This window comes from Variovorax sp. P4_D9, from assembly GCF_056401695.1.
Genome location: NZ_JBFUIU010000031.1, coordinates 1 through 12,499 on the forward strand (window position 1 = coordinate 1; position 12,499 = coordinate 12,499).

The following is a 12,499-nucleotide window of genomic DNA, read 5'->3' on the forward strand; positions in this document are numbered from 1 at the left end:
GCCGCGGCCCGCACCGCGCCCTCGTCCCGCGGTCGAGCCGGCGCCCGCGACGGCCGTCGACCACCCGATGCCGCCCGCCGAGCCGCCGAACGACCTCATCGCCCAGGCGGYGATCGATGCCGGCGACGCGCCGGCGCCCGACGCCGGGGCCGCTGCGCCGGCAACGGTCGGCCCGGGCACATCCGGCGCCTCGACCTCGGACGCCGGGGCCGGCGGCGACACCACGGGCAACATCGCGGGGCCGGTGACGCTGCAGGTGCCGGGATCGGTGCGCCTGGCCTTCGCCGCCACGGCCCAGCAAGGCGCACAGCCGCTGCAGGGCGTGTTCGGAGAGCTGGTCTGGCTGCAGGACGGCAGCCAGTACGACCTGAAGCTGGCGTGGACCTTCCTCTTCAAGACGCTGCGCAGCCAGCACAGCAGCGGCCGCATCGGTCCGACCGGCATCGAGCCCCTGCACTTCTCGGACACCCGCAGGACCGAGGTCGCGTCCCATTTCGACCGCGATCGGGGGCTGGTCGTGTTCAGCAACAACGCGCCGAGCGTGATGCTCCTGGCCGGTGCACAGGACCGCCTCAGCGTGGTGCTGCAGCTCGGCGCCCTGCTGGCCGGCGATCCGGCGCGCTACCCGCCGGGCGCGGTGATCGCGGTGCAGACGGTCGGCCAGCGCGATGCCGAGATCTGGACCTTCAACGTTGAAGGCGAGGAAGAGCTCGGCGTGCCGGCCGGCCAGTTCAAGGCCCGCAAACTCACGCGCAACCCGCGCAAGCCCTTCGACGACAAGATCGAGCTCTGGCTGGCGCCGGAACTCGGCTGGCTGCCGGTGCGGATCAAGCAGACCCAGACCAACGGCGACTTCATCGACCTCCAAATGCGCAACCAGAGCGCATTGCGGGCGTCGAATCCGTGACAAAAACACACACGGAAACAGGCGCATGCCTACAAAGCAACGCTGGATATTGAAACTGGCGCGTTGATTGCTATCTAAACATCATGAATGCCATCGACATCCTCACAGGACCCGACATGCAAATGCTCTACGACTCCGACTCCTTCGTCGTCGTGCACGTGCAGCCGACCGAAGGCGAGGCGCCCGCGGCGCCCCACCTGCCGGTGCTTGCACGCCACGGCTTCGAGATCGTGGACAAGCGATCGGGTAAGGAGGTCTACCTCGACGGCTCCTGGGCAGAACTGTTCCAGCAGCAGATCGCCGCCTGGCAGCTCAACACCCCGACCCAGGAAGAGGTCGAGGACACGCTCGAAGGCTACGCCGAGTTAGCGCACACTCCGGTTTTGGTGCACTGAAAGGCTGCCGCCCCCGCTAGCATCGCGGAATGACGCTTCGACGCCCTTCCGCGCTTTCCTTTCCTGCCGGGCGCCTGGCGCCACTCCTTCTCGCCGCCGCATTGCTCGCGGCCTGCGCGGCCTCCGGCCCCTCCCCCTCCGACACCCCGATCGCCCGCCGCGTGTCGGCCCAGATGCCAGCCGAGGCACTGCTGTTGGGCGAGCAGCACGACGCAGCGGAGCACCAGCAGATCGAGCGCGACGCCGTCGAGGCCTTGGCGCAGCAGGGTCGGCTGGCCGCCGTGGCCCTCGAGATGGCGGAAGAAGGCAACAGCACACACCATCTGTCGGCCGATGCGACCGAAGCGCAGGTGCGGGCCGCCCTGGGCTGGAACGACAAGGGCTGGCCCTGGACCGTCTACGGTCCGGTGGTGATGACCGCGGTGCGTGCGGGCGTGCCGGTGATCGGGGCCAATCTGCAACGCGCGCACATGCGGGACGCGATGGCGGATGTCTCGCTCGACGCCCAGTTGTCGAACAGCGCGCGCGCCGCCCAGCAGGCCGCCGTGCGCAGCGGCCACTGCAATCTCCTGCCCGAGTCCCAGATCGTCCCGATGGCGCGGATCCAGGTCGCCCGCGACCGGGCCATGGCGCAGGCCATCGTCAAGGCGCGCGTACCGGGCAAGACCGTGCTGCTGGTGAGCGGTGCAGGCCATGCCGACAAGCGGCTCGGCGTGCCCCAGCACCTGCCGACCGATGTCACAGTGAAGGCGGTGCGGATGCAGGCCGGCCCGGCAGACGCCGCCGACGGGAGTTTCGATGCCGTCTGGCTGACGCCGGCACTGCCAGAGAAGGACTATTGCGCCGACCTCAGGCGTTCTTCCTGATCGAATCCGCCAGCGTATTGACCAGCGTGTCGATGTGCGACTTCTCCACGATGTAGGGTGGCGCGATCACGAGGACGTCGCCGGCCGGGCGCACCAGCGCGCCCTTGTGATAGCAGTCCAGAAAGATGTCGTAGGCGCGCTTGCCCGGCAGGCCGGCTATCGGCGCCAGTTCGACCGCCGCGGCCAGGCCCAGGCTGCGGATGCCGATCACGTTCGGCAGCCCCTTGAAGGTGTCGTGGAAGGCATCGCCGAGCACCTTGCCCATCTCGCCGGCGCGCGGGAACAACTGCTCCTTCTCGAACAGGTCCAGCGTCGCGATGGCCGCAGCGCAGGCCACCGGGTGGCCGGAGTAGGTATAGCCATGGAAGAACTCGACCACGTGCTCGGGCGCCGAGGTCTTCATCATCTCGTCGTAGAGCTTGTCGCGGCAGATTACGCCGCCGAGCGGGATCACGCCGTTGGTCACGCACTTGGCGAAGTTCAGCATGTCGGGCACCACGCCGTAGAAGTCGGACGCGAAGTTGGTGCCCATGCGCCCGAAGCCGGTGATGACCTCGTCGAAGATCAGCAAGATTCCATGCTTGTCGCAGATCTCGCGCAGCTTCTGCAGGTAGCCCTTGGGCGGCAGGTACCAGCCGGCCGAACCGGCCACCGGCTCGACGATGATCGCCGCCACGTTGCTCGGGTCGTGCAGCGGCAGGATCCGCTGCTCGAGGTCGGCCAGCGGATCTTCGGCCCAGACCGGCTCCTGGTTGTGGATGTAGGCGTGGTTGACCGGGTCGTGGATGAAGCGCATGTGGTCCACGCGCGGCAGGAAGGCCGAGCCGAACACCTTGCGATTGCCCGGGATGCCGCCCACCGACATGCCGCCGAAGCCGACGCCGTGGTAGCCCTTCTCGCGGCCGATGAACAGATTTCGGTGGCCCTCGCCGCGGGCGCGGTGGTAGGCCAGTGCGACCTTCATCGAGGTGTCGGCCGCTTCGCTGCCCGAATTGCAGAACAGCACCTTGTTGAGGTCGCCGGGCGCCATCGCGGCGATTCTCTCGGCGGCCGTGAAGGCCTTGTCGTTGCTGACCTGGAAGGCGGTGGCGTAGTCGAGCGTGTCGAGCTGCTTCTTGATCGCCTCGTTGATCGGCTTGCGGTTGTGGCCCGCCCCGACGCACCACAGCGACGAGATGCCGTCGATCACCTTGCGGCCGTCGTGGGTCGTGAACTCCATGCCGTCGGCCGCCACGAAGACCCGCGGGTCCTTCTTGAACGAACGGTTGGGCGTGAAGGGCAACCACTGGTTGTCCATGTTGAAGTCGTTGAAGGCCATGAAGTCACTCCTGCAAGTTCGGGGGCGGTCGAGGAAGCGGTCATTTTGGCACCAGCCACGGCCGGCTGGCGGCCCTGCGACAATGTGCGCCCTTATGAACCCCGCGTACATCCTCACCCTCTCATGCCCCGACCGCACGGGCATCGTGCATGCCGTCTCCGGCTTCCTGCTCGAGCGCGGCGGCAACATCGAAGAAGCGGCGCAGTACAACGACCACGACACCGGCCTGTTCTTCATGCGCGTGCGATTCGCCTGCGAACACGGAGAGAACAAGCTGCGCGAGCAGATCGGCGCCCTCGCGGCCGACTTCGGCATGCGCTGGAAACTGCACGCTGCCGCCGAACCGATGAAGACCGTGATCCTGGTCAGCAAGGAAGGCCACTGCCTCAACGACCTGCTGTTCCGCTGGAAGAGCGGACTGCTGGCGATCGACATCCGCGCCATCATCTCGAACCATCGCGACTTCTACCAGCTGGCCGCCAGCTACAACGTGCCCTTCCACCACATCCCGGTGACGGCCGCGACGAAGGCGCAGGGCGAGGCGAAGCAGCTCGAGATCATCGAGGCCGAAGGCGCCGACCTGGTGGTGCTGGCGCGCTACATGCAGATCCTCAGCAACGACCTGTGCGGCAAGCTGGCCGGCCGGGCGATCAACATCCACCACTCGTTCCTGCCGAGCTTCAAGGGCGCCAAGCCCTACTACCAGGCGCACGACCGCGGCGTGAAGCTGATCGGCGCCACTGCCCACTACGTGACGGCCGACCTCGACGAAGGCCCGATCATCGAGCAGGACGTCGAGCGCGCCGACCACACCGACACCGTCGAGGCGCTGACAGCCCGGGGCCGCGACACTGAAAGCCAGGTGCTGGCGCGGGCCGTGAAGTGGCACAGCGAGCACCGGGTGCTGCTGAACGGCCATCGCACGGTGGTCTTCAAGTAGCGCCGCCCTCATGAACGGTCTGCGCGGCATGGCCTGGCTGCTGGTGTTCCAGTCGGTCGGCGAACTGCTCTCGCGCGGCCTGTTGCTGCCGCTGCCGGGACCGGTGCTCGGGATGATCCTGATGCTCGGGGGCCTGCGCTTCGCGGTCGTGCGCGAACCGGTGGCCGAATGCGCGAGCTTCCTGCTGGCCCACCTGTCGCTGCTGTTCGTGCCGGTCGGCGTCGGCGTCATGACGCACCTCGCGCTGCTCGGCCGATACGGCGGCCGCATGCTGCTGGTGATCGCGCTGTCGACCTGGATCGGCCTCGCGGTGACCGCGCTGGTGCTCTACTGGCCCGACCGCCGCAAGAAGGTGTAGCCGCATGCCGCGCTTCGTCGAACTCTGGATCTACCTGTCGGCCACGCCGTTGTTCGGGCTGACCGCGACGCTGGTCGTCTACCTGCTCGCGAACGCGGCCTACGCCCGGGCCGGCGGTGCGCCGTGGGCCAACCCGGTGCTGTGGTCGGTGGTGGTGCTGGCGAGCGGCCTGCTGGCCACCCGCGTCGATTACCCGACCTACTTCGCCGGCGCGCAGTTCATTCACTTCCTGCTCGGGCCGGCCGTCGTGGCGCTGGCCTGGCCGCTGTGGCAGCGGCGCGCCGAACTGCGGGCGCGTTATGGCCGCTTGCTGCTGGCCTCGCTGCTCGGCGGCGCGGCGGCCGGGGGGTCGGCGGTGGCGCTGGGCTGGGCCGTCGGCCTGCCGCACGATGTCGTGCTGTCGCTCGCGCCCAAGTCGGTCACCGCGCCGGTGGCCATGGGCATCTCGGAAAAGATCGGCGGCATCCCGGCCCTCTCGGCCGTGTTCGCGGTGCTCACCGGCATGATCGGCGCGCTGTCGGGCAAGTACCTCTTCGATGCGCTGCGCATCGGCACCGATGCCACGGGCTATGCGGCCCGCGGCTTCGGCCTCGGCACTGCGGCCCACGGCATCGGCGCCGCACGCGCGCTGCACGTCGACGCCAATGCCGGCGCCTACGCGGGGCTGGCGCTCGGCATGCAGGTCGTGCTCGCCGCCCTGCTGATGCCGCTGATCTTCAAACTGTTCTAGCTGCGGTTCGGATTGTCCGGTCGGCGGTCGTAGGCGTTCGGCACGCCGTCGTGGTCACGGTCCCAGCCGCCGCGGTGATATTCCCAGCGGCCATCGCGCTCGTCCCAGCGCGGTTCGCGATAGGCATAGCCGTTGCGCTCACGCATGTAGGTGCCCCTATTCCAGACATAGCGATGGCCGTTCCACTCGTAGTGGCCCGGCGCCCAGACGTAGCCGCGGCGCGGCGGCGGCACGTGCTCGGGGCGCGGCGGCGGCGGGGCGGTACGGACCAAGACCACCGGCTGGGCTTGCGCCGTGGCGGGCACCACTGCGGCGCCGAGCGACAGCAGCGATGCGGCACCGACGGCGAGGCTGACTGCAAGTTTCTTCATGAGGACTCCTTCGAGTTGTAGGAGCCTTCATCCTCCCTGCGCCGTGTGAATTCCACGTAAGCCGCAGGCGAAGTGTTGTGTAGAGCTGTGAACTGCCTTGCCGCCGTACCACGGCTACTTGCGTAGTGCCCGAAGATCGATCGTGTCCGCCATCGCCGCGTAGCCCGCATTCCCGGGATGGAGATGGTCGCCGCTGTCGTGCAGTGGATTCAAGGCCTGCGGATCGGCCGGATTGCGCATCACCGCATCGAAGTCCACGACTGCCGCCACATTGCGGCGGTTGCGAATCCAGCGGTTCACGGCGTCGCGGCGCGACTCCTTTTCCTCGCTCCAGTAGCTCGCCCCTTTGAAGGGCGGCAGCGTGCCCAGCAGCACCTTGATGCCGCGCGCCTGCGCCCGCTGGATCAGCAGTTGCAAGCCGGCCGTGATCTCCTCGGCTGTCGGCTGCCCACCGATCGGGCCGGACGCGCCTTCGGGCATGCTCATGCCGATGTCGTTGATGCCGATGAGAATCAGCACGTGCGTCACGCCGGGGCGCGACAGCACGTCGCGCTCGAAACGCGCGATGCCCTTGAGGCCCACGCCGTCGGCCAGCAGCCGGTTGCCCGAAACACCGGCATTGACGACCGTGACCGACCGCTGGCCGCGCTGGGCGCGCAGCCGCGCGGACAGCCGATCCGGGTAGCGGACCGGGCTGCGCTTGTGCTCGATCGCTCCGACGCCCTCGGTGATCGAATCGCCGAAGGCCACCACCATGCCGGCGTTGGTCGCCCGTGCCGGGGCCGGCGCGTGCACGCCGAGGATCAGGGAGCCGAGCAGGAGGGCGGCGCGGCGTCGGGAAAGCAGCTTCATGCAAAGTGCAGTGTACGAAGCTTGCGACCCGGCCTTCCCGCGGCGATCACCAGGTATCGACGTAGGCCTGCGCCGGCTCGCGCGGCGCCGATGCCGACGCCAGCCCGCGCACCAGCCAAGCCCGCGTGTCGGCGGGATCGATCACCGCATCGATCTCGAGCGTCTGCGCCATGTGGATCGCCTCGCCGTTGGCGTATTGCTGCGCCACCAGCTTCCTGAACAGCGCATCGCGCTCGGCGCCGTCGGCCGCGGCTTCGAGCTCCTTGCGGAAGCCGAGCCGCACCGCACCCTCGAGACCCATGGCACCAAACTCGCCCGTGGGCCAGGCCACAGTGAACACCGGCGCGTCGAAGCCGCCGGCGGTCATGGCCTGCGCGCCCAGGCCGTAGCCCTTGCGCAGCACCACCGCGAAGTACGGCACGCGCAGGTGCGAGGCCACCATGAACATCCGGCACACGTGGCGCACCTGGGCCTGGGCCTCGATCTCCGGACCGACCATGAAGCCGGGCGTGTCGCACAGCGCCACCAGCGGCAGGCCGTGCGCGTTGCACAGCTGCATGAAGCGCGCGGCCTTGTCGGCCGCCTCGACGTCGATGGCGCCGCCGAGGTGGTGCGGGTTGTTGGCCAGCAGGCCGACCGGCCTGCCTTCGATGCGTGCCAGCGCGGTCACGATGCCGGCGCCGAAGCCGGCGCGCAGTTCGAGCAGCGAGCCGGTGTCGGCGACGCCGCGCATCGCGGCGCGCACGTCGTAGACGCGCAGCCGGTTCTCGGGCACCGCATGGCGCAGCGCGCGCGGATCGGCGCACTGCCAGTCGCCGGTCGCGCCCTGGAAGTACGAGAGGTACTGCTTGGCCGCGGCCACCGCCTCGACCTCGTCCTTGACCAGGATGTCGATCACGCCGTTGCGCGACTGCACGGCGCTCGGGCCGATCTGCTCGGGTGCGAACGTGCCCAGGCCGCCGCCTTCGATCATCGCCGGGCCGCTCATGCCGATGTTGCTGGCCTCGGTCGCGATGATGACGTCCGCGCAGCCGAGCAGCGCCGCATTGCCCGCAAAGCAGCGGCCGTGCACGATGCCGACCACCGGCACCTTCCCCGACAGCGCCGCGAACTGGCTGAAGGTGTGGTTGTTGAGGCCGGCGACGACGGCCAAGTCGGTGTCGCCCGGCCGGCCGCCACCGCCTTCGGCGAACAGCACCACCGGCAGGCGCAGCTGGTGCGCGATGCCGAGCATGCGATCGGTCTTGTGGTGGTTGCGCATGCCCTGCGTGCCCGCCAGCACCGTGTAGTCGTAGGACATGACCACGGCACGCGACTTCTCGGGACCGAACTGCCTCGCATTGATGCTGCCGATGCCGGTCACCATGCCGTCGGCCGGGGTGTTGGCGATCAGGTCCTCGAGCGTGCGGCGGCGGGTCTGGGCGGCGATCGCGAGCGCGCCGTACTCGGTGAAGTTGCCCGGGTCATCGGCCAGCTCGCACAGGTCGGCGATGTTGGCGCGCGCGGTGCGGCTGCCTTGGCGCTGGCGCTTGGCCACCGCGGCGGCCCGGTTCGCATCGAGCGTCGGCGCGTGGCGATCGATGACCTTCTGCAGGTCGGGACGGATCTGGTCGAGGTCGTGCGCGGCTTGCGCCTCGGCTTCGACCGCCTGCGCATCGACGGCTTCGAGCCGCAGCAGCGACTGGCCTTCGACCAGGTAGTCGCCGGCAACGGCCAGCAACGCCACCACGCGACCGGCGAAAGGCGCATGCAGGAGATGCTCCATCTTCATGGCCTCGAGCACGCCCAGCTGCGCACCCGCCGGCACGAGGTCGCCGACATCGACCTCGAACTGCACCAGCTTCGCGGGCATCGGCGCCTTGACCACCCGGGCGTCGTCTTCGTCCGGACGCGAAACCGCTTCGACATGCAAGGACAGCCCACGTGCCGCCCTTGCGTTCGCCGCATCGATGCGCGTCGCGGCGGCGAGCAGATCGGCCAGATGCGCTTCGACGAAGCGCGTGTGCACAGCCTGCGTCGCGAACTCGGGTCGCTCTGCAATCGCACGCAACAAGGACAGATTGGTTGCGATGCCTTCGATGCGGCACTCCTCGAGCGCGCGCAGCGAGCGGCGCAGCGCATCGGCGAAGCGCGGTGAGGCCGAATGGACGATCAGCTTGGCCAGCAGCGTGTCGTAGTGCGGCGACGGCGCCAGGCCCGCATAGCCATGGCTATCGACCCGAACGCCGGGCCCGGCCGGCAGGTCGAAGCGCGCCAGGGTGCCGCCGGACGGCCGCGCCTGGCCCTCGGCATCGAGGGTCTCGGCGTTGATGCGCCACTGGACCGCGAAGCCGCGCTGCGCCGCGCTGCGGTCGGCATCGATCGCGAGGTCGGCCAGCGTCTGGCCGTCGGCGACGGCGATCTGCAGTTGCACCAGGTCGAGGCCGGTGACCGCCTCGGTCACCGTGTGCTCGACCTGCAGGCGCGGATTGGCCTCGATGAAGACGAAGGGCAGCGTGGTCGACCGCTCGTCGACCAGGAACTCGAAGGTGCCGAGGCTCTGGTAGCCGACCGCCTTGGCCATCCGCAGCGCCGCCTGCGTGACCTGCAGGCGCAGTGCCTCGGGCAGCGAGGGGCTGGGCGCGATCTCGACCAGCTTCTGGAAGCGCCGCTGCAACGTGCACTCGCGCTCGCCCAGGCTCGCCACGGCGTGGCCATCGCCCAGCACCTGCACCTCGATGTGGCGCGCATGGCGCATCAGGCGCTCGACGTAGACGCCGTCGACGCCGAAGGCCGCCTTGGCCTCGGAGGTGCAGCGCGCATGCGCCTCGGGCAGGTCGGCGGCGTTGAGCACGGCGCGCATGCCGCGGCCGCCGCCGCCGCCGATCGCCTTGATCATCACGCCCGCGCCGTCGGCCTGCTGCGCGGCGAAGAAGGCCTGCGCCTCGGCCAGCGTCACGGCGCCGGCGCTGCCCGGCATCACCGGCACCTCGCATTGCTCGGCCAGCGCGCGGGCACGCGCCTTGTCGCCGAACAGCGCGAGCTGCTCGGGCGTCGGGCCGATGAAGCGCAGGCCGGCATCGGCGCAGGCCTGCGCGAAATCGGCGCGCTCGCTCAGGAATCCGTAGCCCGGATGCACCGCATCGCAGCCCTGGGCGCGGGCGATGGCGATCAGCGCCGCGCCGTCGAGATAAGCCGAGGGGCCGGCCGCGTCGAGCGCCACCGCCGTGTCGGCGAGCTGCACATGCAGCGCCGCGGCGTCGTCCTTCGCATGGACCGCGACGCTCGCGATGCCCAGGTCCTGCAACGCACGCACCAGCCGCACCGCGATCTCGCCGCGGTTGGCAATCAGTACCTTCTTCAGCATCGGATCAGTCTTTCAGCAAGCGACGCAGCACCTTGCCGGCACCGGTGGTCGGCAGGGCGTCGATGAAGCGCACCGCGCGCGGGGCCTTGTAGCTCGCCATGTTGTCGCGGGCCCAGGCCATCAGTGCGTCGGCGTCGAGCGCGACGCCCGGCTTGCGCACGATGAAGGCCTTGACCACCTCGCCCTTCTCGGCATCGGGTTGGGCGATGACCGCGGCCTGCGCCACGGCGGGGTGCTTGATCAGGATGGTCTCGACCTCTTCGGGGAACACGCTGTAGCCCGACACCTTGATCATTTCCTTGAAGCGGCCGATGAAGCTGAGGTAGCCGTCGGCGTCGATCCTGCCCATGTCGCCGGTGTGGACCCAGCCGTCGCGCAAGGTCGCGGCGGTGGCCTCGGGCTTGTTCCAGTAGCCCTTGAAGGAGCCCGGGCTGCGCAGCACGATCTCGCCGACTTCGCCGGTGGCCTTGTCCTCGCCGGTGTCGCTGTCGACGATGCGGATCGTGACACCCGGCACCGCGATGCCCTGCGTGCCCCAGCGCGGCGCATGGTGCGGCGTGTAGGTGTCGCAGGTGTGGGTCTCGCTGAGGCCGTAGGYGGCCTCGAAGGAGCTGCAGTTCTTCGCGAAGCCGCGCCACTGCTGCGCCAGCGGCTCGGTGAAGGCGATGCCGAAGCTGGTGACCGGGTTCATGCGCAGGCTGGAGAGATCGAAGCTCGCGATGTCCGGCAGCTGCATGCAGGCGACGTTCATCGGTGCGATGCTGTACCACCAGCTGACCTTGTGGCGGTCGATCGCCTGCAAGGCCGCGCGCGGATCGAAGCGATGCATCAGCACCGAGGTGGCGCCGGTCAGCACCGGCACGTTGACGCCCATCAGCATGCCCGCGATGTGATAGAGCGGTGCGATCGACAGCAGCACGTCGCCGCCCGTGACGCCATTGCAGTCGGCCGCCGCGCGGGTCTTGAAGAGCGCATTGCCGTAGCTCAGCATCGCGCCCTTGGGCAGGCCGGTGGTGCCCGAGGTGTAGGTCATCAGCGCGACGTCGTCGAGCGAGAGCGCCACCGGCGCCGGGCGCTCGCCGCTCTTCGCGACCGCGAGAAAGTCCTCGCAGCCGGCAGGCACGCCACGCGGCTCGCGCTGCGCCGCGGCCAGCTCGGCCGGCAGGTCGAGCGCGGGCGCCGCCGGCAGCAGGTCGGCGTAGTGCACCACGAACACGTGCGCGAGCGCGCTCTGCGTGCGCACCTTGTCGACCACCGGCAGCAGCGACGAGGCGGCGACGATCACGCGCGCCTGCAGGTCGTTGACCTGGTAAGCCAGCTCGTGCTCCTTGTTGAGCGGCCCGCTCGGACAGACGATGGCGCCGATCTTCTGGATGCCGAAATGCGCGACCAGGTATTGCGGGCAGTTGTTGAGGAACAGCACCACGGGCTCGCCCTTCTTCACGCCGATGGCCTGCAGCCGGGCCGCGAAGGCATCGCTGGCCGCATCGAGTTCGGCGTAGCTCATCGCGTGGCCGTACCAGATGCAGGCCGGCTGGCCGCCACGCTCGCGCGCATGGGTGCGAAGGTACTCGTGCAGCGGCTGCTGCGGGCGGTCGGGAAGCCGGCTTGTCTCCATGGCGTCAGTCTCTCAGGGTTATCGATAGAACTCGGGCGCTTGCCAAGCGCAGCATGGTGCACCAAGATCCTACCCATGGGTATAACTTCGGCGACACAGCACAAACCCTCTGGGCGCGAGGATGCGCCCTCCCCCCGCATCGACCTCCCGCAAGGCACCGGCCGGCAGCGCGCCGCCACCGCCGGCACCGACGTGCAGCGTGAGCGCATCCTGCAGGCGGCGGCACAGTTGTTCGCCGCGCAGGGCTACGCCAACACCACGATGGCGCAGATCGTGCGCGCGCTCGACGTCACGAAGCCCTTCGTCTACTACTACTTCCGCGACAAGCAGGAGATCTTCGAGACGCTCTCGTGGCGGCCCGCGGTCGACTGTTTCACCTCCATGGACTTCGCCGCCGGCGACGATCGCCGCGCGGTCGACAAGGTCAAGGACGGCATCGAACGGCTGATTCGCGCGACGGTCGCGCACCACCCCTGCGCCTTCTTCGCCTACAAGGAGCCGCAGGTCTACCGGCCCGAGTACATCGCGGCGCAGAAGAAGCTGGCCCACCACTTCTACGACCAGCTCTTCCCGCTACTCGAGCAGGCCCGCAGCGACGGCGACCTCGACTTCGGCGAGACCAAGATCACCGCCTTCGCGGCGCTGAGCCTGCCCGGCTTCCTCTACAGCTGGTACCGGCCCGATGGCCGGCTCTCGCCCGACGAGGTGGTGGCCGAGCTCAGCAAGCTGGCCTGGCGGGTGCTCGGGCTGCGCGAGCGCACGGCCTGAGCCGCGCCACTCTTCTTTCCCCAAGAACCG

At 69.2% G+C, this 12,499-nt stretch carries 12 protein-coding genes; 7 read left to right on the forward strand and 5 right to left on the reverse strand.

Translation table 11 applies throughout. The features are described 5' to 3' along the window. From AC1DY5_RS05715 to AC1DY5_RS05725, 3 genes are all read left to right on the forward strand, one after another. Positions 1-907: DUF3108 domain-containing protein (locus tag AC1DY5_RS05715; RefSeq protein ID WP_478109505.1), on the forward strand; the 907-nt coding region annotated here is incomplete at its 5' end. A gap of 116 nt (positions 908-1,023) precedes the next feature. Continuing rightward, a complete protein-coding gene (locus tag AC1DY5_RS05720; protein WP_286371057.1) occupies positions 1,024-1,302 on the forward strand; it encodes a BTH_I0359 family protein in 279 nt (92 codons plus the stop codon). 29 nt (positions 1,303-1,331) lie between these two features. Continuing rightward, entirely contained in the window at positions 1,332-2,168 is an 837-nt protein-coding gene (locus tag AC1DY5_RS05725; RefSeq protein WP_478109506.1) for a ChaN family lipoprotein, read from the forward strand. On the opposite strand, the gene aptA is transcribed toward AC1DY5_RS05725, so the two are convergent. Next, positions 2,152-3,486 (reverse strand): omega-aminotransferase AptA, encoded by a 1,335-nt coding sequence (gene aptA, locus AC1DY5_RS05730; RefSeq protein ID WP_478109508.1) that lies wholly within the window; start codon positions 3,484-3,486, stop codon positions 2,152-2,154. The two genes, AC1DY5_RS05725 and aptA, sit on opposite strands and share 17 nt — an antisense overlap. 94 nt (positions 3,487-3,580) lie before the next feature. On the opposite strand from aptA, the gene purU reads away from it, so the two are divergent. The 3 genes from purU to AC1DY5_RS05745 are packed head-to-tail and all read left to right on the forward strand — an operon-like array spanning position 3,581 to position 5,514. After that, positions 3,581-4,426: a formyltetrahydrofolate deformylase gene (purU, locus tag AC1DY5_RS05735; RefSeq protein WP_478109510.1), complete on the forward strand. Its 846-nt coding sequence runs from the start codon at positions 3,581-3,583 to the stop codon at positions 4,424-4,426. A gap of 10 nt (positions 4,427-4,436) precedes the next feature. After that, complete coding sequence (locus AC1DY5_RS05740) at positions 4,437-4,784, forward strand: CidA/LrgA family protein (protein ID WP_478109511.1); 348 nt, start codon at positions 4,437-4,439, stop codon at positions 4,782-4,784. Positions 4,785-4,788: 4 nt separating this feature from the next. Continuing rightward, entirely contained in the window at positions 4,789-5,514 is a 726-nt protein-coding gene (locus AC1DY5_RS05745; RefSeq protein WP_478109512.1) for an LrgB family protein, read from the forward strand. Here AC1DY5_RS05745 and AC1DY5_RS05750 read toward each other — a convergent pair. The 4 genes from AC1DY5_RS05750 to AC1DY5_RS05765 form a co-directional block, all read right to left on the reverse strand. Continuing rightward, complete coding sequence (locus AC1DY5_RS05750) at positions 5,511-5,885, reverse strand: YXWGXW repeat-containing protein (RefSeq protein WP_478109513.1); 375 nt, start codon at positions 5,883-5,885, stop codon at positions 5,511-5,513. The two genes, AC1DY5_RS05745 and AC1DY5_RS05750, sit on opposite strands and share 4 nt — an antisense overlap. Before the next feature lie 114 nt (positions 5,886-5,999). Beyond that, positions 6,000-6,737, reverse strand: coding sequence for an SGNH/GDSL hydrolase family protein (locus AC1DY5_RS05755; RefSeq protein WP_478109515.1), 738 nt, complete (start codon positions 6,735-6,737; stop codon positions 6,000-6,002). A 46-nt stretch (positions 6,738-6,783) separates the two neighbouring features. Beyond that, positions 6,784-10,083, reverse strand: a complete 3,300-nt coding sequence (locus AC1DY5_RS05760) for a carboxyl transferase domain-containing protein (RefSeq protein ID WP_478109517.1) — start codon at positions 10,081-10,083, stop codon at positions 6,784-6,786. A 4-nt stretch (positions 10,084-10,087) separates the two neighbouring features. Beyond that, a complete protein-coding gene (locus AC1DY5_RS05765) occupies positions 10,088-11,701 on the reverse strand; it encodes an AMP-binding protein (protein WP_478109519.1) in 1,614 nt (537 codons plus the stop codon). Between the two features lie 75 nt (positions 11,702-11,776). Here AC1DY5_RS05765 and AC1DY5_RS05770 point away from each other — a divergent pair, with 75 nt between their 5' ends. Next, positions 11,777-12,469: a TetR/AcrR family transcriptional regulator gene (locus AC1DY5_RS05770; RefSeq protein ID WP_478109521.1), complete on the forward strand. Its 693-nt coding sequence runs from the start codon at positions 11,777-11,779 to the stop codon at positions 12,467-12,469. Positions 12,470-12,499: the final 30 nt, after the last annotated feature.

Coding starts and splice junctions, on each gene's coding strand:
- AC1DY5_RS05770 (WP_478109521.1), top strand. CDS start 11,777: ATGGGTATAACTTCGGCGACACAGCACAAACCCTCTGGGCGCGAGGAT.
- AC1DY5_RS05750 (WP_478109513.1), bottom strand. CDS start 5,885: ATGAAGAAACTTGCAGTCAGCCTCGCCGTCGGTGCCGCATCGCTGCTG.
- AC1DY5_RS05745 (WP_478109512.1), top strand. CDS start 4,789: ATGCCGCGCTTCGTCGAACTCTGGATCTACCTGTCGGCCACGCCGTTG.
- AC1DY5_RS05740 (WP_478109511.1), top strand. CDS start 4,437: ATGAACGGTCTGCGCGGCATGGCCTGGCTGCTGGTGTTCCAGTCGGTC.
- purU (WP_478109510.1), top strand. CDS start 3,581: ATGAACCCCGCGTACATCCTCACCCTCTCATGCCCCGACCGCACGGGC.
- AC1DY5_RS05760 (WP_478109517.1), bottom strand. CDS start 10,083: ATGCTGAAGAAGGTACTGATTGCCAACCGCGGCGAGATCGCGGTGCGG.
- AC1DY5_RS05755 (WP_478109515.1), bottom strand. CDS start 6,737: ATGAAGCTGCTTTCCCGACGCCGCGCCGCCCTCCTGCTCGGCTCCCTG.
- AC1DY5_RS05725 (WP_478109506.1), top strand. CDS start 1,332: ATGACGCTTCGACGCCCTTCCGCGCTTTCCTTTCCTGCCGGGCGCCTG.
- aptA (WP_478109508.1), bottom strand. CDS start 3,486: ATGGCCTTCAACGACTTCAACATGGACAACCAGTGGTTGCCCTTCACG.
- AC1DY5_RS05720 (WP_286371057.1), top strand. CDS start 1,024: ATGCAAATGCTCTACGACTCCGACTCCTTCGTCGTCGTGCACGTGCAG.